Origin of the sequence: Streptomyces sp. NPDC001507 (assembly GCF_042894765.1) — a bacterium.
Lineage (GTDB): Bacteria > Actinomycetota > Actinomycetes > Streptomycetales > Streptomycetaceae > Streptomyces.
The window spans coordinates 37,126-62,652 of the sequence record NZ_JBIAVV010000012.1 but is presented as its reverse complement, the minus strand read 5'-3'; the positions used below and the strand labels follow the sequence as shown (position 1 = coordinate 62,652).

General features: G+C 72.7%; 26 protein-coding genes. 11 read left to right on the top strand and 15 right to left on the bottom strand.

The genetic code is table 11. The features are described from left to right. Window positions 1-27: 27 nt before the first annotated feature. The 7 genes from ACFY0K_RS34515 to ACFY0K_RS34485 all read right to left on the bottom strand — a co-directional run bounded on the left by ACFY0K_RS34515 (window position 28) and on the right by ACFY0K_RS34485 (window position 6,772). The gene (locus ACFY0K_RS34515) at window positions 28-1,011 is read right to left on the bottom strand and encodes a LysR family transcriptional regulator (RefSeq protein ID WP_351956327.1); all 984 of its coding nucleotides are present in this window, start codon (window positions 1,009-1,011) and stop codon (window positions 28-30) included. A 184-nt stretch (window positions 1,012-1,195) separates the two neighbouring features. After that, entirely contained in the window at window positions 1,196-2,152 is a 957-nt protein-coding gene (locus tag ACFY0K_RS34510; RefSeq protein ID WP_390643120.1) for a fumarylacetoacetate hydrolase family protein, read from the bottom strand. Window positions 2,153-2,158: 6 nt separating this feature from the next. Then, window positions 2,159-3,529 (bottom strand): FAD-binding oxidoreductase, encoded by a 1,371-nt coding sequence (locus ACFY0K_RS34505; protein WP_390643119.1) that lies wholly within the window; start codon window positions 3,527-3,529, stop codon window positions 2,159-2,161. A gap of 7 nt (window positions 3,530-3,536) precedes the next feature. Then, complete coding sequence (locus ACFY0K_RS34500) at window positions 3,537-4,295, bottom strand: cyclase family protein (protein ID WP_390643118.1); 759 nt, start codon at window positions 4,293-4,295, stop codon at window positions 3,537-3,539. Then, window positions 4,292-5,296 carry an amidohydrolase family protein gene (locus ACFY0K_RS34495; protein WP_390643117.1) on the bottom strand — a complete coding sequence of 335 codons (1,005 nt, stop codon included), beginning with the start codon at window positions 5,294-5,296 and terminating at the stop codon, window positions 4,292-4,294. Before ACFY0K_RS34495 ends, ACFY0K_RS34500 begins: the two co-directional genes overlap by 4 nt. Continuing rightward, window positions 5,293-6,417, bottom strand: a complete 1,125-nt coding sequence (locus ACFY0K_RS34490; RefSeq protein WP_390643116.1) for an FAD-dependent monooxygenase — start codon at window positions 6,415-6,417, stop codon at window positions 5,293-5,295. The genes ACFY0K_RS34495 and ACFY0K_RS34490 overlap by 4 nt, the downstream gene beginning before the upstream one ends. Before the next feature lie 49 nt (window positions 6,418-6,466). Next, window positions 6,467-6,772, bottom strand: coding sequence for an antibiotic biosynthesis monooxygenase family protein (locus tag ACFY0K_RS34485; RefSeq protein ID WP_390643115.1), 306 nt, complete (start codon window positions 6,770-6,772; stop codon window positions 6,467-6,469). Window positions 6,773-7,025: 253 nt separating this feature from the next. Here ACFY0K_RS34485 and ACFY0K_RS34480 point away from each other — a divergent pair, with 253 nt between their 5' ends. From ACFY0K_RS34480 to ACFY0K_RS34455, 6 genes are all read left to right on the top strand, one after another. Beyond that, entirely contained in the window at window positions 7,026-7,991 is a 966-nt protein-coding gene (locus tag ACFY0K_RS34480; protein ID WP_390643114.1) for a fumarylacetoacetate hydrolase family protein, read from the top strand. Next, entirely contained in the window at window positions 7,988-8,923 is a 936-nt protein-coding gene (locus ACFY0K_RS34475) for a VOC family protein (RefSeq protein ID WP_390643113.1), read from the top strand. Before ACFY0K_RS34480 ends, ACFY0K_RS34475 begins: the two co-directional genes overlap by 4 nt. A gap of 29 nt (window positions 8,924-8,952) precedes the next feature. Then, window positions 8,953-10,254, top strand: a complete 1,302-nt coding sequence (gene hisD / locus ACFY0K_RS34470; RefSeq protein WP_390643112.1) for a histidinol dehydrogenase — start codon at window positions 8,953-8,955, stop codon at window positions 10,252-10,254. After that, complete coding sequence (locus tag ACFY0K_RS34465; RefSeq protein ID WP_390643111.1) at window positions 10,239-11,012, top strand: SDR family NAD(P)-dependent oxidoreductase; 774 nt, start codon at window positions 10,239-10,241, stop codon at window positions 11,010-11,012. The genes hisD and ACFY0K_RS34465 overlap by 16 nt, the downstream gene beginning before the upstream one ends. A gap of 281 nt (window positions 11,013-11,293) precedes the next feature. Beyond that, window positions 11,294-13,201 (top strand): hypothetical protein, encoded by a 1,908-nt coding sequence (locus tag ACFY0K_RS34460; RefSeq protein WP_390643110.1) that lies wholly within the window; start codon window positions 11,294-11,296, stop codon window positions 13,199-13,201. A 68-nt stretch (window positions 13,202-13,269) separates the two neighbouring features. Continuing rightward, window positions 13,270-14,019 carry a class I SAM-dependent methyltransferase gene (locus tag ACFY0K_RS34455; protein WP_390643109.1) on the top strand — a complete coding sequence of 250 codons (750 nt, stop codon included), beginning with the start codon at window positions 13,270-13,272 and terminating at the stop codon, window positions 14,017-14,019. Here the strand turns inward: ACFY0K_RS34455 and ACFY0K_RS34450 are convergent. From ACFY0K_RS34450 to ACFY0K_RS34420, 7 genes are all read right to left on the bottom strand, one after another. Continuing rightward, window positions 13,989-14,732, bottom strand: a complete 744-nt coding sequence (locus ACFY0K_RS34450) for a GntR family transcriptional regulator (protein ID WP_390643108.1) — start codon at window positions 14,730-14,732, stop codon at window positions 13,989-13,991. The two genes, ACFY0K_RS34455 and ACFY0K_RS34450, sit on opposite strands and share 31 nt — an antisense overlap. A gap of 181 nt (window positions 14,733-14,913) precedes the next feature. Further along, window positions 14,914-16,098 (bottom strand): serine hydrolase domain-containing protein, encoded by a 1,185-nt coding sequence (locus tag ACFY0K_RS34445; protein WP_390643107.1) that lies wholly within the window; start codon window positions 16,096-16,098, stop codon window positions 14,914-14,916. A gap of 89 nt (window positions 16,099-16,187) precedes the next feature. Next, window positions 16,188-16,592 (bottom strand): nuclear transport factor 2 family protein, encoded by a 405-nt coding sequence (locus ACFY0K_RS34440; protein ID WP_390643106.1) that lies wholly within the window; start codon window positions 16,590-16,592, stop codon window positions 16,188-16,190. 13 nt (window positions 16,593-16,605) lie between these two features. After that, window positions 16,606-17,574, bottom strand: a complete 969-nt coding sequence (locus ACFY0K_RS34435) for an acetylxylan esterase (protein ID WP_390643105.1) — start codon at window positions 17,572-17,574, stop codon at window positions 16,606-16,608. Window positions 17,575-17,911: 337 nt separating this feature from the next. Continuing rightward, window positions 17,912-18,499 carry a DUF3592 domain-containing protein gene (locus tag ACFY0K_RS34430; protein WP_390643104.1) on the bottom strand — a complete coding sequence of 196 codons (588 nt, stop codon included), beginning with the start codon at window positions 18,497-18,499 and terminating at the stop codon, window positions 17,912-17,914. A 211-nt stretch (window positions 18,500-18,710) separates the two neighbouring features. Then, window positions 18,711-19,484, bottom strand: a complete 774-nt coding sequence (locus ACFY0K_RS34425) for a ferredoxin reductase (RefSeq protein WP_390643103.1) — start codon at window positions 19,482-19,484, stop codon at window positions 18,711-18,713. After that, window positions 19,477-20,082, bottom strand: a complete 606-nt coding sequence (locus tag ACFY0K_RS34420) for a sulfite oxidase-like oxidoreductase (RefSeq protein ID WP_382718588.1) — start codon at window positions 20,080-20,082, stop codon at window positions 19,477-19,479. The genes ACFY0K_RS34425 and ACFY0K_RS34420 overlap by 8 nt, the downstream gene beginning before the upstream one ends. Before the next feature lie 170 nt (window positions 20,083-20,252). Between ACFY0K_RS34420 and ACFY0K_RS34415 the strand changes: the two genes are divergently transcribed. Together ACFY0K_RS34415 and ACFY0K_RS34410 are read left to right on the top strand one after the other, a co-directional pair. Next, on the top strand, window positions 20,253-21,176 hold the full coding sequence (locus ACFY0K_RS34415) for an NADP-dependent oxidoreductase (RefSeq protein WP_390643102.1): 924 nt from the start codon (window positions 20,253-20,255) through the stop codon (window positions 21,174-21,176). Continuing rightward, the gene (locus ACFY0K_RS34410) at window positions 21,173-21,922 is read left to right on the top strand and encodes a GNAT family N-acetyltransferase (protein ID WP_390643101.1); all 750 of its coding nucleotides are present in this window, start codon (window positions 21,173-21,175) and stop codon (window positions 21,920-21,922) included. Before ACFY0K_RS34415 ends, ACFY0K_RS34410 begins: the two co-directional genes overlap by 4 nt. Here the strand turns inward: ACFY0K_RS34410 and ACFY0K_RS34405 are convergent. After that, complete coding sequence (locus ACFY0K_RS34405) at window positions 21,883-22,284, bottom strand: MarR family winged helix-turn-helix transcriptional regulator (protein ID WP_390643363.1); 402 nt, start codon at window positions 22,282-22,284, stop codon at window positions 21,883-21,885. The genes ACFY0K_RS34410 and ACFY0K_RS34405 overlap by 40 nt on opposite strands. 140 nt (window positions 22,285-22,424) lie before the next feature. Here ACFY0K_RS34405 and ACFY0K_RS34400 point away from each other — a divergent pair, with 140 nt between their 5' ends. The 3 genes from ACFY0K_RS34400 (at window position 22,425) to ACFY0K_RS34390 (ending at window position 25,427) form a co-directional block, all read left to right on the top strand. After that, window positions 22,425-23,480 carry a hypothetical protein gene (locus ACFY0K_RS34400; protein WP_390643100.1) on the top strand — a complete coding sequence of 352 codons (1,056 nt, stop codon included), beginning with the start codon at window positions 22,425-22,427 and terminating at the stop codon, window positions 23,478-23,480. A gap of 117 nt (window positions 23,481-23,597) precedes the next feature. After that, a complete protein-coding gene (locus ACFY0K_RS34395; RefSeq protein WP_390643099.1) occupies window positions 23,598-24,386 on the top strand; it encodes a putative protein N(5)-glutamine methyltransferase in 789 nt (262 codons plus the stop codon). A 279-nt stretch (window positions 24,387-24,665) separates the two neighbouring features. Then, a complete protein-coding gene (locus ACFY0K_RS34390) occupies window positions 24,666-25,427 on the top strand; it encodes a maleylpyruvate isomerase family mycothiol-dependent enzyme (protein ID WP_390643098.1) in 762 nt (253 codons plus the stop codon). The last annotated feature ends 100 nt before the right edge of the window (window positions 25,428-25,527 follow it).

Below are 25,527 nucleotides of genomic sequence, written 5' to 3'. Positions count from 1 at the left end.
GGGTACGGGAGAGGTCTCCCGTCCACGCTAGGAAGCCGCGGACAGCTCCGGAAACGCGCTCTCGGGATGGGTGGCATCCGCCTCGGCGATCACCGGCGGCGCCTCCTCGCCGAGCGCCGCCCCGACCCTGCGGACCGTGTCCCGCAGCCACCGGTGCGCCGGGTCCGCGTGCCGGTTGTGGTGCCAGTACATGGCCTCCACCAGCGGCACGTCCGGGAACGGCGCCGGTACCACCGCACAGCGCGCGAAGCCCTCGTAGCGGCGGGCCAGCCGCTCCGGGACCATGGCCACCAGGTCCGTACCGCTCACCAGGAACGGCAGCACGCTGAAACCGGGCGTGGAGACCTGCACCTTCGGGGTGATCCCGAGGGTTTCCAGCTGGCGCTCGGCGGGCGTGTGGCTCTTGCCGATCGCGCAGGCCGCGTGCGGCATCTCGGCGAGGTCGCGGAGGGTGAGCCGGCCGTCCACCAGGCGCGGGTTGCCCGGGTCGACGATGCACACGAACCGGTCGTGCATCACGGCCTCGCTGACCCCGGGCAGCTGGTAGCCGAGCGGCACGATCATCAGGTCGTGGCAGCGCAGGTGCGTCTCCGTCTCCAGCTGCCCGTCGACGATCGGGTGGAAGTCGATCCGCACGCCCGGCGCCTCGGCCGCGATGACCCGCAGCAGCGGCTCCACGAACACCGTCATCACGTAGTCCGACATGACCACGGAGAACCGCTGGCGGCTGCGCGCCGGGTCGAAGTGCCGGGTCAGCGACAGCGCCTCCTCGGCCTTCTGCAGCGAGCCCTGCACGACCGGCAGCAGCCGCTCCGCGAGCGGTGTCAGCTCGTACTCGCGGCCCACCCGGATCAGCAGCTCGTCGTTGAAGTGCCGGCGCAGCCGGGCCAGCGAGCCGCTCATCGCGGACTGGCTGGTGGACAGCCGAACACCGGCGTGGGTGACGTTCTTCTCCTCCAGGAGCGCTTCCAGTGCCACCAGAAGATTGAGATCGATCGCTCCGAGACCCACGAGTGTCCCCTTCCGGCCGGCCACGTCCTTGAAGCTTCGGTGAAACGCGAGGTTAACCAGCGGACGGCCGTCGAGGAAGGGGGCCGGTGCGACTCTCAGGAAGATGCGATGCCAGCCATCCCGGCACCGGATACCCGCAGGTGGGGGGCGTGCGCGCAGCACAGGCCCCGCACAGCTTCAGGTGCTAGGGCCGCGGGGTGCGGCCCCTCTTGCGGGCCCGCGGAAGGTACGCGTCCGCCCGCCCTGGCACGATCCGGTTGGACACCGTGCCGAGCCCCTCGACGGTCAGCGTCACCTCGTCGCCCGGCCGCAGCGGGGGCGGGGTGCGCTCCCCGAGCCGGCCCCAGAACTCGGCGAGCGAGCCCCAGCCGCAGGTACCCGAGCCGAGGATGTCACCGGGGCGCACCCAGGCGTCCCGGCTGGCATAGGCGATCATCTCCTCGAAGGTCCAGGAGACGTTGGCGAGGGTGTCCCGGCCGATCAGCTCGCCGTTCAGGGTGACCGTCATCTCCAGGTCCAGGAAGCCGTCCGCGTCGCGCCGGTCCTCGACCTCGTCGGCGGTGACCAGGTAGGGGCCGAGCGTGTTGGCGAAGTCCTTGCCCTTGGAGAAGCCCAAGCCGAGGTTCTTCTCCGGCTTCTGCAGATCACGGGCCGACCAGTCGTTGAAGACCAGGTAGCCGATGATGTGGTCCCTCGCCCGCTCGGGGGTGAGGTCCCGGCCGCTGCGGCCGATGACCGCGCCGACCTCCAGCTCGAAGTCCAGCACCGAGCAGCCCGCCGGGACCGGCACGTCGTCGCGGGCGCCGTAGGCCGCGTGCGGGTTGGTGAAGTAGAAGCCGGGCGCCCGGTACCACTCCTCGGGCACGTGCTCCAGCCCGTCCAGCGACTTCGACACGCCCTCGATGTGCGCCTCGAACCCGACGAAGTCCCGGATGGACGGCGGCTTCAGCGGCGGCAGCAACCGCACCTGGTCCACCGTCAGATCACCGGGCGCGTCCAGGGCCTCGATGCCGGCCGCGTACAGCACGCCCGCCTCGACGAGCGTCAGGACGCTCACCCCGTCGGGCAGCGGGTGGATCACCCCGTCCCGCACCACACCGGCGCGCTCCTCGCCCTCGTGCTCGTATGTCGCGAAACGCATCGCTGCTCAACTCTCCCAGTGGTTGGTGTTGGTGACGGGCCCGGCGCTCAGATGGCCGGCGAACACGCCCTTGGGGTCACGGGCGTCCCGGATCTCGTTCAGCCGCCGCCACTGCTCGTCCCCCATGAACCTCAACTGCCGTACGGTGAAGTCGGAGTCGCCCAGGTACTGGCCCTCGGTCACCGGCTGCATCGCCGCCATCGCCTCGTCCAGCCAGCCGCGCAGCTCCGCGTCCCGCGTGGCGTCGTCGTGGACGACATAGCTCGCGCAGTAGATCTCCGACTGCAACGAGAAGGCCATGTCGGGGAGTTGCCGCAGCGGCGCCATGGAGAACCAGATGGTGAAGGTCTGCCGCGTCGGGTGCTCGGTGAACGCCTTGCGGATCGCCGGGACGACCTCCGCGGCGGTGCCGGTCAGCCAGGCGTTGTCGACGAAGTAGCGGTGGCCCTCGGGGTTGGCGGTCCGCTGGCCGGTCAACTGCGCGGCCAGGGTGGTGGGTTGCGCCTCGACGCGGAACATGGCGCGGTCCGCGTACGGATTGGCGTGCAGGGGCGCGAGCGCCTCGGCCGCCTCCTGCGGGCTGTCCGTCGTCGCGACCCCCGTGACCAGCAGCACCGGTCCGTCGAGGCCGGGCGGGCTCTGGGTGAGGGCGACGATCTCGACCAGGGGGGAGACCGTGTGGTGCATGTCGTGCAGCCAGGTCATCACCTCGTCGAAGAGGTGCAGCGGGTAGGCGTGCACGGTGTGCGCGAGGTGCCGGGGCAGCGGGCGGGTGCGCAGGTGGAAGCGGGTGACGACGCCGAAGAAGCCGGGACCCGCCCCGCGCGCCGCCCAGAACAGGTCGCTGTTCTCGCTCTCGTCGGCCCGGACCAGTTCGCCGTCCGCCGTGACGACGTCGATCGCCACGATGCTCTCGGCCGCCCAGCCCCAGCCGCGCGCGTTCCAGCCCTGGCCGCCCTGGAGCAGGAAGCCGCCGATGCCGACGGACGGACAGTGCCCGCCGTTGAAGAAGCGCCCGAACCCGCCCAGATACGGGTTGAGTTCGTCGCCGCCCTTGACGCTGGGGGTGGCCGTCACGATCCCGGTCGTCTCGTCGTACGCCATCTCGCGGAAGCCACCCAGGTCGATCAGCAGCGCGTCCCCGCGCACCGACCAGGCGGCCCAGCTGTGCCCGCCGGAGCGGACGGCGACCTGCCAGCCCCGCTCCAGGGCGAGCCGTACGCCTTCGACGACATCCTGTTCGGTGACCGCCCGGAGGACTGCGGCGGGGATCCGGTCGGCGGGGCGGCGGGCGTTGAAGACCCTGCCGTGGACGGCCTCCTCGAAGTCCGCGTCACCGGGGAGGTGGAGGGTGCCGGAGAATCGGTTCGTGTTCACGGGCGGCTCACTTGACTGCGATGGGGTGGACGGGGGCACCGGCCGCGCCGGTCACCGGCAAGGGCGCAGCGACCAGCAGGAACTCGTAGACACCGTCGGCCGCGCAGTCCGCCGCTAGGGCCTCCAGGTCCCACATCTCGCCCAGCGGCAGGCCCATGTGCGCGATGGCGATCAGGTGCAGCGGCGACGACACCGGCTCGGCGAATTCTTGCGGCCGTACTTCGAGGCCCCACGTGTCGGCGGCGACGGCCGCGATCTCCGTGCGGTGCAGCCAGCCGAGGGTGGTGAAGGACAGGCCGGGCGCGTCCCCGGCGCCGAGCCGCCGTACCCGGCCCGGCTGCCCGGTGCGGACGAGGACGAAGTCGCCCCGGCGCACACTGGAGGTGGCACCCTGCGCCTCGACGGTGTCCCGCAGGTGCTCCTCCAGGATCGCGAAGCCGTCGGGGAGTGCGCCCCGCGTGTCGCCGAACGCGCGGCCGACGTCGAGCAGCACCCCGCGGCCGGTGCAGGCGCCGTGCGGGGCCTGCCCGGTGCCGTGGCCGTGGCCCAGCCCCTGCCACCGGGTGGCGGCTCGGGCGCCGGACCGGTCGGTCCGCCGGGCCAGGGAGAAGGTGCGGCCGCGCCGTACCAGACTCGCGGCGTGCGCGCGGATCGCGTCGTCGACGAAGTTGAGCGTGCCCAGGACGTCGTCCTCGCCCCAGCGGCCCCGATTGCGGTACGCGGCGCGGGCCTTGGCCAGCTCTTCCTCGACGGGACCCAGGGTCATCGGGTGTGTCCTTTCAGCAGCAGGTCCAGCGCGTTGCCCCCGGCGATCGCAGCCCGCGCCGCCGGGTCCAGGCCGGCCGCGTCCAGACGGGCCACCGGGTCGGTCACGCCCATGTCGAAGGGGTGGTCGGTGCCGAGCACCACCCGGTCCGCACCCACCTCCTCGACCAGATGGCGCAGCGCCCCAGGCGTGTAGACGAGGGCGTCGAACCACATCCGCCGCAGATAGGCGCTGGGCGGCTCGGCGCAGCCGCGTGCGTCCGGCCGTACCCGCCAGGCGTGGTCGGAGCGGCCGATGTACGTCGGCAGGTAGCCGCCGCCGTGCGCGGCCACCAGCTTCAGGCGCGGGAAACGGTCCAGCACCCCGGTGAAGATCAGGTGCGAGAGCGCGACCGTGGTCTCGGTGGGCTGGCCGACCGTGTTGCCGAGGTAGTTCGAGGCGAGCCGGTCGCCGAGCGAGCAGCCCCAGGGATGGACGAAGACGACCGCGCCCAGCTCCTCGGCCTTCAGCCAGACGTCGTCGTGCGCGGGGTCGGCCAGCTCGCGGCCCTCGACGGCGGTGGAGACGCTGATGCCGTACAGGCCCAGCTCGGTGACCGCCTTGTCCAGCAGGGCGACCGCGAGGTCCGGGTGCTGGAGCGGCACCGTGCCCAGGCCGTACAGCCGGCCGGGCGCGGCGGCGCAGTGCGCGGCCACCGCCTCGTTGACCGTACGGGCCAGCCGCACGGCGAGACCGGGGCCGGCCCAGTAGTGGTGCATGGGCATCGGGCCGACCACCTGAAGGTCGACGCCCATCGCGTCGAGGTCGGCGAGCCGGGTGTCCACGTCCGTCAACCTCACGCCCAGGCGCCGGAGTTGGGCCCGGTTGGCGGCCAGTGACTCGGGGGAGTGGGCGCGCTGCTCGGCGGCCAGCTCGGCCGCGAACCCCTCGGTGCCGGCCACCAGGGCGTCGGCCTCGGGCACCGCGAGATGGCCGTGGAAGTCGACGACGGGCGTGCTCACGCGGCCACCGTCAGCGAGGCGAGGGTCTCCGACATGATCCGGGCCGGATCGGCGCCCGGGGTGTCCGGGTGGATCTCCCACTCGGCGAGCCGGAGGGAGTTGTCCAGCACCATGCGGACGCGGGGCAGCCGCCGGGCCATGAACCGGTCCAGGGCCCGGTCCACCGGCTCGTCGGCGGTGACCAGCTCGGCCAGCAGCACCGCGTCCTCCATGCACATCGCGGCACCCTGCGCGATCAGCGGCGGGCAGGCGTGCGCCGCGTCGCCGATCACCAGGGCCCGGCCCCGGTGCCAGTCCTCGTCGACCAGCACCGCCTCGATCCAGCGGTAGTCCACCGCCGTGTCGTCCGGCAGCGCGGCGAGGATCTTCCCCCAGGTGCCGCCGTACCCGGCGCCGCGCTCGCGCAGCAGGTCCAGCGAGGCACGCGGGCCGATCAGGGTGGCGTCCAGGTTCTCGTCGAGGAGGTAGGCGTAGCACTGGTCGGCGGAGATCGGGCTGTAGCCGGCCTTGTAGCGCGGACCGCCGTAGTACACCTCGGCACAGTCCATCTCGGCGGGCCGCCGGGCCACCACGCGGAAGATCGACATGCCCACGGGGTGCGGCTTCGCGGAGATACCGATGAGCGCGCGCATCGCCGAGTTGACGCCGTCCGCGCCGACCACCAGGTCGTAGCGGCCGGTGGAGCCGTCGGTGAACGTCACGTCCACAGGGCCGCCGGACTGGTCGAGGCCGCGCACGCTCAGACCCAGGCGGACCGGGACGCCGTGCGCGTAGACCGCGTCGCACAGCGCGTTCTGCAGGTCCGAACGGAGCGCGCCCGCCGTGGACGGCAGGTCGGCGCCGCCGGTGTGCGGGGTCTCCAGCTCGGTGATCAGACCGCCGTCCGCCCGGCGCAGCCGCATCAGGTCGAACGGCACCGCACGGGCCAGCACCCGGTCCAGCACGCCGACCGAACGCAGCGCCTTGAGCGCGTTGCCCTGGATGGTGATGCCATGGCCCACCCCGAACCACCGGGGCGAGACCTCGACGAGCTCCACCTCGACTCCGCGCTGGGCGAGGGCGAGACACAGCACGCTTCCGGTGATGCCGCCGCCGACGACGAGCACCTTGTTCACGGGCATGGGCGATCCTTGCGAAGTAGAAAGACAGGAGGTAGGGGGGCGGCGGCTGTCAGCTGGCGAAGCGGGGGCCCAGCTCGCGGAAGTGCTCGACGGCCGGCGGCGCGGCGAGGAACGGGCCGACCAGGGCCCGCCAGCGCGCGAACCGGTCCGACTGCCGGAAGCCCGCCGTGTGCGCCTCGACCGACTCCCAGCCGACCAGCAGCAGGAAGGTCCGCGGCCGCTCCTCACCGCGCAGCAGCTCGGCCCAGCGGAACCCGTCCGCCTCGGCGAGCACCTCGCGGGCCTTGCCGAAGACCTCCTCGAATTCCGCCTCCCGGCCTTCCTCGACGGTCAGCTCGGCGTGCTCGACTACCACGGTGTGCTCCTCGGTTCGGGGTGGCATCGAGCCTGATCGGCGGTAGGTGCAGGGTCAACGGATCGAGGCATCGACAAGGGGGACGTCATCCATCCCCGACACCGATGGCGCTCCCCGCGGTGCGACCGCGCACCGTGGCAGGCGGGGGCCGAGCGCGGCGGCGATGGCAGCCATCGCGAACAGCCATTTCCGCCGACCGGACGCGATGCCTAGCGTCGAAGGCGAGCCCCCACCCGTACGAGGAGAGCCGCCCGTGCCCGAACCTTCCCCCTCCCACGCCGGACCCTTCGCGCTCGGCACCTTCAGCGACGGCGCGGCCGTCTTCCCCGGCCTGGTCGCCGGCACCCGGGTCCGCGACCTCTCCGGCCTGGTGGCGTCGGTACGCGCACTGGTCGAGGACTGGGACACCTGGCTGCCCCGGCTGCACGAGCTGGCCGCGACTGGTGACGGCGACTGGCACAACCTGGCGGACCTGCGGGTCCGGACGCCGCTGGAACCGGGCCAGATCCTGCAGAGCGGCGCCAACTACCGCAGGCACGTGGTCGACCTGGTCGCCGCCGAGAAGGAGAGCGTGCACGGCGCCACGCCGGAGGAGGCCCGCGCCGACGCCGAGAAGATGATGGACGAGCGGATCCGCGACGGCGTCCCCTACATCTTCCTCGGCTCACCGCGCGCCCTGTGCGGGCCGTACGACGACGTCGTGCTCCCGGCGCTCGGCGAACAGCACGACTGGGAGCTCGAACTCGCCCTGGTCGTCGGGAGGCCGGGAAGGAACATCCCGGCGGCGGAGGCCATGTCGTACGTCGCCGGCTACACGATCAGCAACGACCTCACCACCCGCGACCGGCTGTACCGGTCCGACCTGAAGGCCATCGGCACCGACTGGTTCACCGCGAAGAACGCCGACACCTTCCTGCCGACCGGGCCGTTCCTGGTCCCCGCGGACTTCGTCGGCGACCCGGGCGACCTGCGGATCACCCTGCGGCACAACGGGGTGGTCCGGCAGGACGAGTCCACCAAGGACATGATCTTCGACATTCCCCGGCTGATCGCCTACGCCTCCACGACCACCACTCTGCGCCCCGGCGACCTGCTGCTCACCGGCTCCCCGGCCGGAAACGGCGCGCACTGGGGGGTCTTCCTCAGGCCCGGCGACGTGATCGACGCGGAGATCACCGGCCTCGGCCACCAGCGCAACACCGTCAGGAGCCACGCATGAGCTTCCAGCCGATCACCCATCTGCGCCATGTCGACCTGGCCGTACCGGACTTCGCCACGCAGCGGGCCTTCTACGGCACCACCTGGGGCCTGACCGAGGTCGCGAACGACGGCGGCATCGCGTTCTTCGCCGCCGAGGGCAGCCCCGAGCAGTACGTGGTCCGCATCCGCGAGGACGAGCGGAAGCGGATGGACCTCGTCGCCTTCGGCGCGGTGTCGCCGACGGCCGTCGACGAACTCGCGGTGCGGCTGGGACGGGCCGGGGTGCGGATCGTGCACGAGCCGCGGGCGCTGGACACCCCGGGCGGGGGCTACGGGCTGCGCTTCTTCGACCCCGACGGGCGGGTCGTCGAGGTCTCGGCCGACGTGGCCACCCGCACCCACCGGAAGATCGAGGAGCGGGAGGCCGTCCCGGTACGGCTCTCGCACTGCGTGGTCAACTCCCAGGACCCGGAGGGGCTGCGGGACTTCTACATCCGGCACCTCGGCTTCCGGCTCACCGACACCCTGTACTCCACGCACATGGGCGACCTCATGTACTTCCTGCGGTGCAGCCCGCTGCACCACTCCTTCGCCATCGCACGCGGTCCCCATGTGTCGCTGCACCACGCCTCCTTCGAGATGCGGGGGGTGGAGGAGTACATGCGCGGCACCGGGCGTGCGCTGCGTGCCGGGACCCGGCTCACCTGGGGTCCGGGACGGCACCTGGCGGGCGACAACACCTTCTCCTACTTCCACGACCCGCACGGCAACACCGTCGAGTACACCACCGAACTGGCCGTCCTCGAAGAGGACCTGTGGCACCCCGGCCGGCACGACGTGGACGACCCGATCACCCAGGACCAGTGGGGGACCGCCGACCCGATGAGCGAGTCGGTCGCCAAGGAGCAGTTCAACGACCCCGACGTGCTCTTCGAAGCGCCCCCGGTGTAACCCCGAACCTTCCGAGAAAGGCCGCAGTTGTGGCAGAGATCCTGAAGCACGCCGTGCCCAAGGCCGAGGTGGCCGCCTCCCTCGACCAGGTACGCGAGACGGTCGCCGGTGTCATAGCGGACATCCGCGAACGCGGTGACGCGGCCGTCCGTGAGTACTCCGAGAAGTTCGACAAGTGGAGTCCCGGCTCCTTCCGGCTGAGCACGGAGGAGGTCGAGAAGATCGTCGCCTCGGTGCCGCAGCAGGTCATCGACGACATCACGTTCGTGCAGGAGCAGGTCCGGAACTTCGCCCGTCACCAGCTGGACTCCCTGGCCGAGTTCGAGATCGAGACGCTGCCGGGCGTGCGGCTCGGCCAGAAGCACATCCCCGTGCAGGCGGCCGGCGCCTACGTCCCCGGCGGCCGCTACCCGCTCACCGCCTCCGCCCACATGACCATCGTCACCGCCAAGGTGGCGGGCGTGCCCCGCGTGGTCGCCTGCACCCCTCCCATCCACGGCGAGATCCCCGCCGCCACCGTCGCCGCCATGCACCTCGCGGGCGCCGACGAGATCTGGCTGCTCGGCGGCGTCCAGGCGGTGGCCGCGATGGCCGTGGGCACCGACACCATGGAGCCCGTCAACCTCATCGCGGGTCCGGGCAACGCCTACGTCGCCGAGGCCAAGCGCCAGCTGTTCGGCGAGATCGGCATCGACCTGTTCGCCGGGCCGACCGAGATCCTGGTCCTCGCCGACGACCAGGCCGACCCGTTCGTGTGCGCGGTCGACCTGCTCTCGCAGGCCGAGCACGGCCCGGACTCCCCGGCCGTCCTGATCACCACCTCCCGCGAAATCGCCGAGCAGACCGTCGCCGAGGTCGAACGCATCCTCCCCGGCATGCCCACCCGCGACTACGCGGAGCCCGCCTGGCGCAACCACGGCCAGGTGCACGTCGTCGGCTCGGTCGATGAACTGTACGAACTCGCCGACGCGTTCGCCTTCGAACACGTCGAGGTGCTGACCGCCGAACCGCGCCTCGCGCTGGAGCGGATGACCCAGTACGGCGCCCTGTTCCTCGGCGAGGGCACCTGTGTGTCGTTCGGCGACAAGGTCATCGGCACGAACCATGTGCTGCCCACACGTGGTGCCGCCCGCTACACCGGCGGCCTGTGGGTGGGGAAGTACCTCAAGACGGTCACCTACCAGGAGGTCACCGACACCGCCTCGCAGGCCCTGCTCGGGCGGCTGTGCGGGCGTGCGTCGCGGGTCGAGCTGTTCGAGGGCCACGCCCGCTCGGGTGACGTACGGGCCGCGCGGGCCGCGGGCGACGCGCTGCCGTGGCACGAGGCGTGAGCCTGGACGGCCGTACGGCCCTGGTCACCGGCGGGAGCGGCCCGCTCGGCCGGGCCTTCGCGTCGGCGCTCGCCGACGCCGGGGCCCGGGTGATCCTCGTCGGCCGCAACGAGCGGGCCCTCGCGGAGACGGCGGCCAAGGTCGGCGAAGCGGCCCGCACGGCGGTGTGCGACGTCTCCGACCCTGCCGCCGTGCGCGCGCTGGTCGCCGGACTCGCCGACGAGGACGTGTCGTTGCTCGTCAACAACGCGGGCGTCGCCGGACCGGTGCGCCCGCTCGTCGACATCGAACCCGGCGAGTGGGACGACGTGTTCGCCGCCAACGTGCGCGGCGTCTACCTCATGTGCCGGGCGTTCCTGCCGCCCATGCTCGCCGCCGGCCGGGGCGACATCGTCAACGTCGCCTCCGTCAGCGGCAAACGGCCCCTGCTCAACCGCACCCCGTACACCGCCTCCAAGATGGCGCTGATCGGCCTCACCCGGACGCTGGCGGGGGAGGTGGGCCCGCGGGGCGTCGCGGTCAACTCCCTCTCCCCGGGCCCGGTCCGCGGACCCCGCATGGACCGCAACTTCCGGCTCACCGCCGAACTCACCGGCTGCACCGTCGAGGAGGCGGAACGGGACTTCTCCTCCCGGGCAGCCCTCGGCCGGCTGGTGGAGGAGGACGAGGTCGCGCGGGCCCTGGTCGCCATGCTGGCGATGCCCGGCCTGTGCGGGGCGGACATCGATCTGTCGGCGGGGATGATCGCCCCGGCGTAGGCGAACAGCGGACCAGGCGGGGCGGACGGCGCGCGGGCCGTCCGCCCCGCCGGCGTGCGTGCCCGCCGCCGGGGGCCTGTGGCCACTCTGTGTGAGTGCCATGAAGTGGGCCGCACGATCCGAGGCATCGGGTTCCGGGATGCGTGTGTGCAAGGCCTGTCCCGGGTTTACCGGGACTGATTCACTCCCACCTGCGCACCTCCGGTGCCTTCGTCGCCCTGGTTCCGACCGGCGACCGTGACTCTGCGCGACGGCGCACTCCATCCGTGGAAAGGCCTGCAATGACGCTGACATCCCGACGCTCGTTCCTGATCGCCGGTTCCGCCGCGACCGCGGCCGTGCTCGTTCCGGTCGCCTCCGGCACCGCCACCGCCGCGCCGCAGGCGCCGGGCAGGACGATCTCCGTCGCCGCGGGGGAGACCTACGAGCTCGCCGCCACCACCCGGGTGAGCCGGTTGACCATCGGGGACGGCGGCAAGATCGTCGCCCCGGACGGGTACGACATCAGCCTCACCGTCGACGGCGTGGAGACCGGCCAGCTGCTCACCGCGACCGGCGCCACCGGGACCCTGGTCCAGGCCGGCACCTACCGCGGTGACGTCGTCCTCACGGTCGCCGAGTCCCACGACGTCACCTACCAGACGCTGACCTTCCCGTTCCGGCAGGCCCTGTACGTCGGTTCGGACGGGGTCGACTCCGCCAAGTCCGTGCTGTCCGCCGTGCGCGGCGGGAAGGTCACCGACTCCGCCGCGCGCAACGTGTCGATCGCCTCCACCGGCGAGTGCTTCAACGGTGTCTACGTCGAGAGCGGCGACTACACCCTGCGGAGCCCGACCATCACCCTCGACGGCAACGGCCGTTCGGACTTCGCCGGGTACGGCGCGGCCGTGGTCGGTGACGGCTCCGCAACCAGGCTGGTCGTGGACGGCGCCCGGATCAGCAACAAGGGCGTGGTCCGCACCACCGTCATCGCCAACGGCGGCGCCAACGTCCTCGTCAAGGACTCCTTCCTGCGCGCCCGCAACGGCGTCCTGCCGGCCGACTACCAGGCCACCGTCGAGACCCCGTACATGGAGTCGGTGCCCTGGATGCTGGGCCTGGACGGCAACGTCCGCGCCACCAACCTGATCGGCGCGGGCAGCATCGCCACCTACCTCAACTCGACCGTGTTCTCCGAGACCTGGGGTGCCCTGTCGGTCGAGGGCGGCAGCGGCCTGAAGCTGACCGCGATCAACAGCCACGTCGGCAACACCGGCGAGTACGGCTACGGCACCTACGCCATCGGCGACGCCACGGTCCGCGTGCTCGGCTCCCGTTTCGACGTCGGCTCCTACGCGACGATCATCGCCGGGCCGGCCGCCGTCGTGCACTACGGCGACAGCACCCGCGACGCCGTCGCCGCCCTCAACACCGAGCTGGAACTCGGCCTGTCCAACGCCGAGTTGCGGAGCATCCCGGAGCGCAGCACGGTGGTGAACTCCGGCCACTTCGGCTACATGTTCTTCGGTGCCGGGCAACTCACCCTGGACGGCGGCACCGTCGTCAACTCCGAGCGGGCCACCTTCCTGAACAAGGGCCAGCAGACGACCATTTCGGTGGACGGCTCGCGGGGCGCCAGGCTCAACCCGCGCGACGGCGTCATCCTCCAGATGATCGAGCTGGACGACCCGGGCCCGGTCAACGTCAACGGCAAGATGATGAACATCGGCGTCTACACCGAACCCACCACCGACCCGGTGAAGAACACCTCGTTCGACGTCACCGCCGTCCACTCCACCGACGGCGCCGCCACCTTCAGCTCCATCCGGCTGAAGGGAGACTTCTACAACGGGATGCGGGGCGGCAAGAACATGGTCCTCACCTTCGAGGACTCGTCCGTCGAGGGCGTCATCTCCGCGACCAGGGCCAAGCACCGGGTCTCCTCGATCGACTCGTCCACCTTCTACGAGCTGGGCATCGTCACCAACACCGTGCAGGCGGCCGTCAACAACGGCGTGGTGGTGACGCTGAACAGCGGCTCCACCTGGACGGTCACCGGGACGTCGTACCTGACCAGCCTCACCCTCGCGGCGGACGCGGCCGTGCGGGCGCCGCGCGGCCGGACCGTGCAGCTGACGGTCGACGGCACCGAGACGGCGATCACCGCGGGCGCCACCTACAGGGGCGCCCTCACGCTCACCGTGGCGTGACACCGGACGGCACGGGCGTGGCCCCCGACGGGCCGCGCCCGCGCCGTGCGCTCCCGTAAGCTGGCGGGATGTTCAGCCCCGAAGGCCCGAGCCTCCGTGAACTCGCCGTCCAGGCCCTGTCCTCGGTCGAGCGCGGCTACGACCTGCTGGCCCCGAAGTTCGACCACACCCCGTTCCGGACGCCCGACCGGGTGCTGGAGGCGGTCGCGAAGGCGCTCACCCCGCTCGGCCCCTTCGAGGACGGCCTCGACCTGTGCTGCGGGACGGGAGCCGGCACCGGTGTACTGGCCCAGGTGTGCCGGCACAGCGTCACCGGTGTCGACTTCAGCGCCGGCATGCTGGAGATCGCCCGCCGGCAGCCTCCGCCCGACGGCCCGGACATCACCTACGTGCGCGGCGACGCCCGGGCCCTGCCGTTCGGGCCCGGCTTCGACCTGGTCGTCAGCTTCGGGGCGTTCGGCCACTTCCTGCCCCGGGAGCTGCCCGGTCTCTTCGGCCAGGTCCACGCGGTGCTGCGGCCGGGCGGTGCCTTCGCCTTCCCGGTGCTCGCGCCGCCGCGGCCCAGCAGCCCCGGATACTGGGTGCTGCTGGGTTTCGACGCCGTGATGCGGGTCCGCAACGCCTTGTGGCGGCCCCCGTTCGTCATGTACTACCGGGCCTTCCGGCTCGGCGCCGTGCTGGCGGAGCTGGCGCGGGCGGGCTTCTCCGTGGAACTGTCCGCGCTGCCCGAGTTCGGCGAGCGCGGCGACGGCAGCCCGCGTGCCCGGCTGGTCGTGGCCCGGCGCGGTCAGCCCGCGGCGGGCACCGTGAACTCGTAGACCAGCGCGTCCTGCTGGGCGTCCACCACCAGGTCGGTGATCTCCAGCGGGCGGGCGTACTGGTCGTGCACCCGGCGGGTCACCCGCACCGAGGACGCGTCCGCGACCTGCGTGATGGAGTCCCGGTGGTGCAGGGTGAGGCCTGCCTTGCGCATCCAGTCGTAGGCCCGGCGCAGCTGCGCGGCGGCACAGCCGTCGGCCCGGTCCCGGTAGCGGCCCAGTTCCTCGACCTCGGTCAGGGCCACCACCGAGAACGAGGTCACGGCGGTGCGCAGGGCGTGACCGTCGGGGGAGGCGGACTCGTAGCGGTGCACCAGGGTCGGCCGGTGCGGGGCGAGCCCCAGCGCCGCCGCGTGCTCGGGCGGCGGCTCCTCCCAGGTCACCGTGGCCCGGTCGACCGCGCCGTGCTCCGTGGGCCCGGCACCCACCGGGAAGGCCAGGGAGACCGGGCTCTCCACCGGACGGCCGTGCAGCGTGGCGTGGCTGCCCCGCCGGTCGGTGGCCACCAGCCCGCTGTGCCGCAGCACCTCCAGCGCCTGCCGGACGGTCTCCCGGCTGACCCCGAAGTGCCGCGCCAACTGCCTTTCCGCCGGGAGTCGTTCTCCCGGCGGCAGGGTGCCGTCGCGCAGTTCGCCGAGTAGTTGTGTCGCGATCCGCCAGTAGAGGGGCTGTCCTTCGCTCTCGGAGTGGTCGTGGGGGGTGGTGCGGGCCATGCCGCGCCTCCTGAGGGTGACAGGGCTTGGTCACCGGGCCCGGCGGCGAGCAGGCTGGGGCTCGCCGCCGGACCGTGATGACAAGACGTAGCCGTGCGGGTTCGTTCCGCGACCACATCTAGCATTGGTCTAAACCATCAGGGAAGAGCGGACGACGGGTTCGGCCGAAACCGTGCGGGCCTCACAGACACGCGTAAACGGCGTTGACCAGGGCAGTCTTCCTCGGGTCGTCCGCGATCCGCGGCCCCATGCGGTTCATGACATATCCGAGGGAGACCCCCGCCTCCGGGTCGGCCAACCCGCAGGAGCCACCGAACCCGTCGTGTCCGAAGGCTCGCGGGTTCGGCCCGTACGAGCCGTTCGCCCCGCTCAGCCAGAGCCCCAGCCCGATCTCGGTCTCATGCTCGAAGCCCGCCCCCAGCACCAGGTCACGGCAGCTGCCCTGACCCTCCCGCACCCGCTCGGCCGCCTCCGGCGACAGCACCCGAAGGCCGCCGTACGCTCCCCGGCCCGCGAACACCCCGTACAGCGCCGCGACCGCCCGGGCCGTGCCGTGCCCGTTGGCGGCCGGGATCTCGGCCGCCCGCCACCCGGGGGTGTTCGCCGCGCTCGCGCCCACCCCCGGATTGGCCAGGGCGGCGACCGCGGCGGGCGCCAACTGGCTGAAGATCGCGGCCTGTTCGCTGTCCGACACGACCCGGGGATGCACCAGCTCGGCCGCCCGGCCCGCCTCCTTGTCCGGCAGCCCGATGGTGAAGTCGATCCCCAGCGGCCCGGTGACCTCCCGCTCCAGGAACGCCCCCGGCAGCAGCCCCGACACCCGCCGCACCACCTCGCCGACCAGGAAGCCGTAGGTCAGCGCGTGATAGCCGGACCTGGTCCCCGGCTCCCACCAGGGCTCCGTCGCCGCCAGCCGGGCGGTCGTCAGCTCCCAGTCGTACAGGTCCTCGAGCGAGTGCGGCTCGCGCAGCCCGGACAGCCCGGCCCGGTGCGAGAGCAGGTGGCGGACCAGGACCCGCTCCTTGCCGGCCGCCGCGAACTCGGGCCAGTAGTCGGCCACCGGGGCGTCGAGATCGAGCAGCCCCCGATCGGCAAGGACGTGCGCGCACAGGGCCACCGGGCCCTTGGTGGTGGACCAGACGTTGACCACGGTGTCCCGCTCCCACGGCCGGCTGCGCGCCGGATCCGCCCAGCCGCCCCACAGATCCACCACCGTCTCGCCGCCGGCCGTCACCGTGACGGCGGCGCCCAGCTCCTCCCGGTCCCGGAAGTTCTCCTCGAACGCCTTCCGTACCGCCGCGAAACGCGGATCGCAGTGGCCGTGGACCTGCGGCTGCGGCTGCGGCTGTGGCTCGTGCTGGGACATGCGCCCTCCGTCGTACGCCGGGAAACCCGGACTGCGACGCTGCAGCCCGGGCACCCCGAACGTACCGACTGGTCGGACTGGAGGGAAGGTCAGAGGAGGAAGAGCCGCCCGGCCGGCTCCTGGTGCCCGTCCGCGGTGTGCCAGTAGTCCCGGGTCTCCACCGCGAGTCCCCGCCCGTCGAAGCGCACGAACACGCACCCCGCCAGCGTGACCGCCGCACCCCCCTCCTCGGACCGCACCCGGAACTCCGCCGCCGCGACCCCGTCCGGGCCCACCAGCGGCACCGAGAACCTGACGTCCGTCACCCGCTCCGCCTCGAAGGACCAGCGCAGATAGGCGGCGAGTTCGTCCCGGCCCCGGTGCGGGGCGCGGAACGGCATCGAGCGATGCACACAGTCCTCGGCGTACAGGGCGAGCAGCGCGTCCACGTCGTGCGCGGCCCAGCCCCGCTCCCAGGCCCGGACGAACCGCTCCGCTGCCTCCCGCGTGTCCAATTCCGCCGCCTCCTCAGACGTACGAGCGCAGCCAGCGCGCCTTCGCCGCCTCGTGGTACGGGCCGCCGCCCTCGTGGTCGTTGAAGTCGTACACCTCGATGGTCTTGTCCCCGTGCGCCCAGGAGTTGAAGGCGGCGAAGACCGTGGAGGGCGGACAGGTCTGGTCCTCCAGGGCCGCCGAGAACAGTGCCGGGGCCCGGCCGCGCGCCGCGAAGTGCACCCCGTCGAAGTAGGACAGGGTGCGCTGCACGTCCGCCGAGCGGCCGCGGTGCGTCTTCAGGAACAGGGCGATCTCCCGGTAGGGGTGACGGTCGGTCAGCGTGGTGGCGCGCGGGAAGTCGCACAGGAACGGCACGTCCGGCGCGACCGCGACCAGGTCCGGCACCAGACCGCCGACGGCGATGGTGATCCCGCCGCCCTGGCTGGCGCCGAGCGCCACGGTCCGCGCGGCGTCGGTCAGCGGATGCGAGCGGGCCGCCTCCACCGCGCGGACCGCGTCCGTGTACACCCGGCGGTAGTAGTAGTTCTCGGGCGCCTCGATGCCCCTGGTCATGAATCCGGGGTACGCCGGCCCGCCGCCGACCGGGTCAGGGGTGCCGCCCCCGCCGCCCCAGGCGCTGCCCTGCCCGCGGGTGTCCATCGTGAAGTGCGCCCGCCCCGTCGACGCCCAGAGCAGGTTCTCGTGCGCCAGCCCGCGCCCGCCGCCGTACCCGACGAACTCCACGACCAGTGGCAGCGGTTCGGTGGCGCCGGCCGGCAGCCGCAGCCACCCCTTGACCGGGTGGCCGCCGAACCCGGCGAAGGTCACGTCGTAGACGTCGACCGTGGACAGCCCGGCGTCGACCGGCTCGAAACGGGCGCCGAGATCGTGTTCGCGGGCTTCCTGGAGCGTCTTGGACCAGAAGGCGTCGAAGTCGTCGGGCGCCACCGACGTGCTGCGGTGCTCGCTCAGCTCGTCGAGGGGGAGGTCGAACAGGGCCATCAACAACCGCCTTGGAGAAGGGTAGGTGCGGATGATCACACCGTACGTGGGTGATCCGATGAATCGCCAGGCCTCTGCGCCGTCCGAAAACTGCGGAAAACTCCTGCCGTCAGTTGTTCAGCCGCTGGTCAGGGACGCCAGGCCGGCGATCGTGGACGGCGGCCGGAGGGGCCCGGGGCCGCCGGGCGGCGCGGGCGGGTGGTCGGGTCACCTCGATCGCGGGCGGGTGCATCGCGGGGGCGGGCGCAGAGTCCGGGGTCCGGGTGCGGACGAGGGCGGTGGCGGGATGAGGGCGGGACGCGGGTCGGTCCACGCGGGCGGCACGTGCCGGGGTGTCTCAGGCGCGGCCGCGGGTCCAGTCCGGTCCGGTGCGCGCCCACTCCTGCTCCCACTCGGCGAGCCGGTGGCGCAGCGCCACCCGGCGCACGATGCCGTGCCCGAGCAGCACCACGGCCGCCGCGCCGCTCGCCCCGCACAGGCCCACGGTGACCGTGTGCTGCCAGACGGCGACGTCGTCGGGCGGCGGGGCGACCGCGTGCCCCTGCCGGTCGAACCACACGTCCACGGCGTCACCGGTCCGCGTGCCCGCCGGCACCCGGGCCAGGGCGGTCTGCGTGCCCGTGCCGGGCACGGTCCAGCGGACATTCGTCTGGTAGGCATGCGCCTGGTCGCCGCCCTGCACCGACGGCAGCTGCTCCGGGGTGCCGCCGACGACCACGGCCCGGACCATGTGCCGCTCGGAGCGCTCCACCGCCGCCACCGACTGCGCCTGATCATGGGCCCAGAGCCCCGCCACCGCACCCACCAGCGGCCCACCCACGCACAGCAGGACCGCGACGGCCAGCGCGATCCAGGCTTCCACCACGTCTGACCTGCGCCGCAGCGGGTTGTACCGCCAGCGCCAGCCACGCACCCGGGTACGCATGTCGACCTCCTCGCCGCCACAAGAGCCGGAGGGCCGGACAGCCGGTCCGCAGCTCCCAGCGTGCCCCCGCTCGCATGCGAGCGTCCACACGGGACTGGTACCCCGTACGGAGCACCTAGCCCACCGCCCGCAGGGACGGATGCGGCACCGGCTGAAGCACGGGTTCCGGCGCGCGCCGCCCACCGGTCCCGGCGCCCCGGGGCGCCGCCGGTCAGCCGAAGCGCTCGATGCGGATCCGGTCCACCGGCTGCCCGGCCGCCACGAGCAGCTGCGAGGCATGCTCGGCGAACCCGTTGGAGCCGCACACATAGGCCTCCCACCCGCCCTTGGGCTGCTCGGCCAGGAGCGGGGCCACATGTGCGGCGGACACACGTCCCACCGGCACACCCCGGGGTGCGGCGCGGGTGAACACGGTCGTGGTCTCCGCGCCCAGCTCCCGCGCGTAGATCAGCTCCTCGGGGGAGCGTGCCGACACCACCATGCGCAGCGGCACGTCCAGGGCCCGGTTCCGGTGGTGCCGGACCATCGACATCAGCGGTACGACCCCGGAACCGGCGCCGAACAGCAGCGCGGGCCGGTCGCCGGGCCAGGCGAAGAAGCCGCTCAGCGGGCCGCGCACCTCGACGGTGTCGCCGGTCCTGGCCACCGTGTGGAACCAGCCGGAGACCTCGCCGCCCGGGACGTGGTCCAGGGTCAGCTCGATGTGCCCGGAGCCGTCCGGCGCGGAGGCGAGGGAGTAGTGACGCTGGGCCGTGTAGCCGTCGGGGGCGGTCAGCCGCAGCATCAGGTGCTGCCCCGGCAGATGCCCCGCCCAGGCCGGCACCGCGAACCGGAAGGTCGCCGCGTGCGGGGTCTCGCGCCGTATCCCGGTGATGGTGGCCGGCTGCCACTCCGCCGCGGCCTGGCCGCCGACCTCGATGCGGCCGGGGACCGCGAAGCGCGTCGGGGGAGCGAAGGCGGCTTCGCTGGTCGTCGTCTCAGTCACCGGCGTACCTCTGCTCCTGCCACGGGTTGCCCCGCGCGTGGTAGCCGTTGCGCTCCCAGAACCCGGGTTCGTCGTGGTCCAGGAGGGTGAGGCCGGCGATCCACTTGGCGCTCTTCCAGAAGTACAGGTGGGGCACCAGCAGCCGTGCCGGGCCGCCGTGCTCGGCGGGCAGCGGCTCGCCCTCGTACTCGAAGGCGATCCAGGCCCGCCCGCCGGTGAGGTCCGCGAGCGGCAGGTTGGCGGTGTAGCCCGTGTGCGAGTAGGCGACGGCATGTGTGGCGGACCCATGGGGGCGCACCACATCGAAGAACGCGTCCAGCGAGACGCCGCCGAACCGCACCCCGAACTTCGACCAGCTGGTGACGCAGTGGATGTCACCCTCGTAGGCCGACGCGGGCAGCGCGTGCGCCGCGTCCCAGTCCCAGGTACGGGGCTCGGCCACCAGGCCGTCGATCCGGAACGACCAGTCGGCAGGCGCCAGTTCCGGCGTCACCTCGGCGGACAGCACGGGCCAGTCGTCGCCCGTGTCGTACTGGCCGGGCGGCAGTCCGGCGTTGTGGACTCGGGGGCGGCCTGCGAAGCCTCGGGTGACGTTCATGCTTCCACCGTACGGTGTCCGGTCGGGTGCTCCCGCCCAGGTCAGGCCGCCGATCATTGCGGCCGTATGAACGATCCGCGGATGCGGGAATAGCCGCCGCGTGCTGATCCTTGCCGCTGAGTGCCGCTGCCGGGGACACCGGCGACAGCACCAGAGAGCGAGGAAACACGATGCCCAAGGCGTACGTCTACACCAGGCACGGCGGGCCCGAGACCGAGGCATTCGCCGAGCTGGACCGGCCCGTTCCCGGCCCCGGCGAACTGCTGATCGCGGTCCGCGCGGCGGGGGTCAACCCCGTCGACTGGAAGCTGCGGGGCGGTTTCCGCCGCCCCGGCGAGGGGGAGGCACGCTTCCCGGTCGTCCTCGGCAGCGAGGCCGCCGGTGTGGTCGAGGAGACCGGTGAGGGCGTCACCGGCTTCTCGGCCGGCGACGAGGTCTTCGGCAACACGTCCGGCGGCGCGTTCGCCGAGTACGCCCTGCTGACGGCGTCCGTGACGGCGCACAAGCCCGCCGCGCTGTCGTTCGCGGACGCCGCGACCCTGCCGGTCGCCGCGGCCACCGCCTACGACGGCGTGCGCCAGCTGGACCTGCCCGAGGGCGCGACCCTGCTGGTCACCGGCGCGGGCGGCGGGGTCGGCGCGGCGGTCCTGCAGATCGCGCACGCCTGGGGCCTGCGGGTGATCGGTGTGGCGGGCGAGGCCAAGAAGGACCTCGTCGAGTCGCTGGGCGCCGTGCACGTGGCCTCCGGCCCTGACCTGGCCGACCGGGTGCGGGCCGTCGCACCCGACGGCGTGGACGGCGTCTACGACCTGGTCGGCGGTGAGGTGCTCGCCGAGGCGGCCGGTCTGCTCGCCGACCGCACCAAGCTGATCACCGCGGGCGCCGCGCCCGAGACCGTGGCCGCACTGGGCGGGTCCCGGGTGGCACGCGCCCGGACCGCCGCCGTCCTGGACGAGGTGGCCGAGCTCGTCGTGGCCGGTGAACTCGACCCGCATGTCTCGCAGACCTTCCCGCTGGACCGGGCCGACGAGGCGCTGCGCGCCGTCGAGCAGGGGCACGCCCTCGGCAAGATCGTGATCGAGGTCGGCGTATGAGCGTCCCGCAGGCCCGCGAGGACGCTCCGCACGTCCTGGACAACCCGGCCCGCGCCTCGCTCACCGGCCCGCACGCCCGCTTCGCCGAGCGGCGCGGGCGGATCCTGCGCTACCCGGTCGACGTCTCCCCGTGGCTGGCGCTGCCCGACGATCCCGACGCCGACGACTGGGCGGACCTCGCCGCCCTGGCCGGCCCCGGCGCGGAGGTCCCGCTGCCCGGCTACCGCGGCGAACTCCCCGAGGGCTGGGAGCTGACGATGAACATCGCGGGCGTACAGCTGGTGGACGAGGGCATGGCCGCCGTCCCGGAACCGGCCGCGGTCCGGCTCGGGCCGGCCGACGTACCCGAGATCCTCGACCTGATCGAGCGCACCCGCCCCGGCCCGTTCCTGCCCCGCACCATCGAACTCGGCACCTACCTGGGCATCCGCCGCGACGGCAGGCTGATCGCGATGGCGGGGGAGCGGCTGCACCCGCCGGGCTGGACCGAGATCAGCGCGGTGTGCACCGACCCGGCACACCGCGGCGAGGGCCTGGCGACCCGGCTGATCCGCGCGGTCGCGCACGGCATCCGGGAACGCGGCGAGACGCCCTTCCTGCACACCGGAGCCGAGAACACCACCGCGATCCGGCTGTACGAGTCGCTCGGCTTCCGCCTGCGCCGCCGTACCGCCTTCGTCGCGGCCAGGGTGCCGGAGCCGCTCGGTCAGCCGTCGGCGGAACCGGCCGGGGTCCCGGCGTTGTAGCGCTCCAGGTATCCGGCGAACCTGACCAGGTCCGCCTCCGGCCAGTCCGCCAGCCGCTCCCGGAAGGCGGCCCGGCGGCTGTGCGTGACCTGGGCCAGGATCTCCTCGCCCGCATCCGTCAGATGCAGTACCTGGACCCGGTGGTCCTCCGGGTCCAGGCGCCGCTCGATCAGCCCCGCCCGTTCCAGTGCCGCCACCTGCCGGCTGACCGTCGACTTGTCCAGCGCGTAGTGCGCGGCCAGGTCGGTCGCCCGGCACCCGCCGCGCTCCTCCAGATGCCCGAGCAGCGTGTACGACACCAGCGACAGCTCGGGGTGCATGCGCCCGGCCGACGCCCGGGCCCGGCGCGCGAACGTCGTCATCTCGCGCTGGATGGTCTCCACTGCCGTCTCCGCCGTTGTCACGGGAATACCTCCTCCGACGGTCTAGTTGTATAGTACAACTTGACAGTGAGTTGTATAAGCCAACCAGTTTGGCCGGAAGGTTCTGGAGGTCGTACGCGATGAGGTCGCCGGCGCTGCGCCATGTACTCACGCACCTGATCACCCCGCTGCTGATGTGCCTGGGCATGGGGCTCGCCTATATGGGCGCGTTCGTCCACCCGGAGCCGAACCACATGCCGGTGGCCGTGGTCGGTGCCGGACCGGAGGCGAAGGTGTTGGCGCAGACCATCAAGGACACCGCGGGTGACAAGCTCGACGTCCGAACCGTCCCCACCCGCGCCGCGGCCGTCGACCTGCTCAGGTCCCGTACTGTGACCGGCGCCTACGTGCCGAGTGCCAAGGCCCCTGAGCTGATCGTCGCGACCGCCGCCTCCGACACGGGCGCCACGGCCGTCGAGCAGGTCTTCACCCCGGTCGCCGCCAAGGAGGGCGCCGTCCTCAAGGTCACCGACGTCGCCAAGCCGGTCGCCGACGACCCCACAGGACAGGGCCTCTTCTTCCTGCTCATCGCCGTGAGCATCGGCTCCTACGCCTCCGTCGCCGCCCTCGGCGCGGCCGGCGCGGCGCTCCCCATGCGGATACGCACCCTGCTCGCGCTCGGCGTCTCGGGCGTCGTCAGCGGCATCGGCGCGTTCCTCGCCGGACCGGTGTTCCACCTCGCGCAGCACGACCTGGCGGGGGTCTGGGGCATGGCCTGGCTCTACTCCGCGGGCATCCTGCTCATCGGCGTCGGCCTGCACACCTTCCTCAAGCGGTGGACCACGCTGACCATGATGGTGCTGTTCGTGATGCTCAACTTCACCAGCTCCGGCGGCTTGTTCCGCCCCGAACTGCAGAACGGCTTCTTCGGCACCCTGCACGCCTTCTGGAACGGCGCCGGTTTCGTCGAGGGCGTTCGCAGCCTGCTCTACTTCGGCAGCGACGGCCTCGGCCGCAACGTCTGGACCCTCGCGGTCTGGCTGCTGGCCGGCCTCGCGGTCACGGTGATCGCCGCGGTCCACGAGCGGGCCGCGGCGGCGCCGGCCGCCGCCGTCGTCGTACCGGAGTCCCCCGCCGGCCTCACCGACGAGGTGGCGGCAGCCGAGGAGGAGGCGGAGGAGACGGTCGGCGTCTGATCGGTAGGCCGCCCGGCCGGCGGACCGTCCGACGGGACGGGCCATCGGCCGGGCTGCCCACCGGCCGGGCGGTAAAGCGTCTGAACGGTGTGCCGGCCCCGGATAGGCTCCCCTGTGATGACCTCACTCTCCGATTCCGACACCACCGGCGCCGTCGTCTCCGCGCTGCGCGCCGCCGGCTGCGTCTTCGCCGAGGACGAGGCGGAGCTGATCCTCACGACCGCCCGCACCCCGGACGAACTGGCCGCCATGGTGGCCCGGCGGGCCGCCGGACAGCCCCTCGAACACGTCCTCGGCTGGGCGGAGTTCCACGGGCTGCGCATCCTGGTGGAACCCGGCGTGTTCGTGCCCCGCCGCCGTACCGAGTTCCTGGTCGACCAGGCCCTCGCCCAGGCGCCCGGGGCGGCCGTCGTCGTCGACCTGTGCTGCGGCTCCGGCGCGGTCGGCGCGGCCCTCGCCGCCGCACTCGGGGACGCCGAGCTGCACGCCGCCGACATCGACCCGGCCGCCGTCACCTGCGCCCGCCGCAACATCGCCCCCTACGGCGGCCACGCCCACACCGGCGACCTGTTCGACGCCCTGCCCGCCGCGCTGCGCGGCCGGACCGGCATCCTCGCCGCCAACGTGCCCTACGTCCCCAGCGGCGAGGTGGGACTGCTGCCCGCCGAGGCCCGCGAGCACGAGCCGCTGGTCGCGCTCGACGGCGGTGGCGACGGACTCGACGTACTGCGCAGGGTCGCCGCGGGAGCCCGCGAGTGGCTCGCGCCGGGCGGCTGCGTCCTGGTCGAGACGAGCGAGCACCAGACCGAGGACGCCGTACGCGCCTTCCGGCGCGCCGGACTGACCACCCGGGTCGCGGTCTCCGAGGAGCTGTACGCGAACGTCGTGATCGGGGTGCGTGACTGAGAGGATCAGACACAACGCCTGGACTCGGCTGTAGGCGATCACACGACAGGCGAGCTTCAGGAACGCCTCGTGGTTGGGAGCCGACGGTACTTGTCGAAGTCGTAGCCCTGGTCGGCGGACAACTGCCGCGGCAGGTGACCGGGGCGACCGGTCAGGGTGATGGCATCCGGAAAGGGGATATGGCTACGACCAGGCTTCCCATCAAATGCTCCGACTCCCGCGGCCGACGGCCTGGAAAATGGGGTGCGGTCGGCTGAACTGGGGTGATAGGCAAGCGATGTGACAGAGAGTCTTGAGTATCCCGCCCTGCTGCGACTGATCGAGGAGCGGTCGGCCGTGTTCCGGAGTGCGGTTGCGGCCGCGCCCAGCATGGACGCGCCGGTGCCGTCCTGCCCCGAGTGGACGGTGTTCGATCTTGTGCGGCACCTGGGTACGGGCCAGCGCTGGTGGGCCGCGATCGTCGCCGCGGGCCCGGCCGAGGCTCCGCCGGCCAAGGAGGCCGCAGAGGTGCCGCGCGAGCTCGAGGCGCTGCTGGCCTGGTACACGGAGTCGAACGAGCTGCTGCTGAGTGCGCTGCGCGAGGCGGGCCCGCAGCGCGAGTGCTGGACGTGGTGGAGCGCCGGTGTGTCGCCGGCGAACGCCTGGGGCGTCGCCCGGCGCCGGGTGCACGAGGTGCTGGTGCACACCTACGACGCTCAGCTCGCCGCAGGCGCCGTGCAGCCGATGCCGGTGGACGTCGCGATCGACGGTGTGGCCGAGTTCCTCGACACCTGCAACTCCACCCCGGCGGCCTGGCCGCACGAGGCCGCCACCATCCACTACCACGCCATCGAGGGCCGCTCCTGGCTCCTCACGCTGGACGGCACCGGCGCCTGGCCCGCACCCCTCACGGACGACGCCGCGCCCGCCTCCGCCTCGGCCACGGGCACGGCCGAGCAGCTGCTCCTCTTCGTCTGGGGCCGCCTCACGCTGAGCGACCTGAAGATCGAGGGCGACCAGCGGGTGTTCGAGCAGCTGATCGCCTGGGAGCCCGAGGAGTAGCCAGTCAATACCGCCGGCGGACGTCCGGTACGGCCTCGTGCAGCTCGGGCCCCGGCCGATCTGTCACGTCCGCTCGCGTGATCGGCCGCGAACAGGCGTC

Coding starts and splice junctions, on each gene's coding strand:
- ACFY0K_RS34510 (WP_390643120.1), bottom strand. CDS start 2,152: ATGCGTTTCGCGACATACGAGCACGAGGGCGAGGAGCGCGCCGGTGTG.
- ACFY0K_RS34500 (WP_390643118.1), bottom strand. CDS start 4,295: ATGACCCTGGGTCCCGTCGAGGAAGAGCTGGCCAAGGCCCGCGCCGCG.
- ACFY0K_RS34490 (WP_390643116.1), bottom strand. CDS start 6,417: ATGCCCGTGAACAAGGTGCTCGTCGTCGGCGGCGGCATCACCGGAAGC.
- ACFY0K_RS34475 (WP_390643113.1), top strand. CDS start 7,988: ATGAGCTTCCAGCCGATCACCCATCTGCGCCATGTCGACCTGGCCGTA.
- ACFY0K_RS34460 (WP_390643110.1), top strand. CDS start 11,294: ATGACGCTGACATCCCGACGCTCGTTCCTGATCGCCGGTTCCGCCGCG.
- ACFY0K_RS34455 (WP_390643109.1), top strand. CDS start 13,270: ATGTTCAGCCCCGAAGGCCCGAGCCTCCGTGAACTCGCCGTCCAGGCC.
- ACFY0K_RS34450 (WP_390643108.1), bottom strand. CDS start 14,732: ATGGCCCGCACCACCCCCCACGACCACTCCGAGAGCGAAGGACAGCCC.
- ACFY0K_RS34445 (WP_390643107.1), bottom strand. CDS start 16,098: ATGTCCCAGCACGAGCCACAGCCGCAGCCGCAGCCGCAGGTCCACGGC.
- ACFY0K_RS34435 (WP_390643105.1), bottom strand. CDS start 17,574: ATGGCCCTGTTCGACCTCCCCCTCGACGAGCTGAGCGAGCACCGCAGC.
- ACFY0K_RS34430 (WP_390643104.1), bottom strand. CDS start 18,499: ATGCGTACCCGGGTGCGTGGCTGGCGCTGGCGGTACAACCCGCTGCGG.
- ACFY0K_RS34420 (WP_382718588.1), bottom strand. CDS start 20,082: ATGAACGTCACCCGAGGCTTCGCAGGCCGCCCCCGAGTCCACAACGCC.
- ACFY0K_RS34415 (WP_390643102.1), top strand. CDS start 20,253: ATGCCCAAGGCGTACGTCTACACCAGGCACGGCGGGCCCGAGACCGAG.
- ACFY0K_RS34410 (WP_390643101.1), top strand. CDS start 21,173: ATGAGCGTCCCGCAGGCCCGCGAGGACGCTCCGCACGTCCTGGACAAC.
- ACFY0K_RS34405 (WP_390643363.1), bottom strand. CDS start 22,284: ATGACGACGTTCGCGCGCCGGGCCCGGGCGTCGGCCGGGCGCATGCAC.
- ACFY0K_RS34400 (WP_390643100.1), top strand. CDS start 22,425: ATGAGGTCGCCGGCGCTGCGCCATGTACTCACGCACCTGATCACCCCG.
- ACFY0K_RS34395 (WP_390643099.1), top strand. CDS start 23,598: ATGACCTCACTCTCCGATTCCGACACCACCGGCGCCGTCGTCTCCGCG.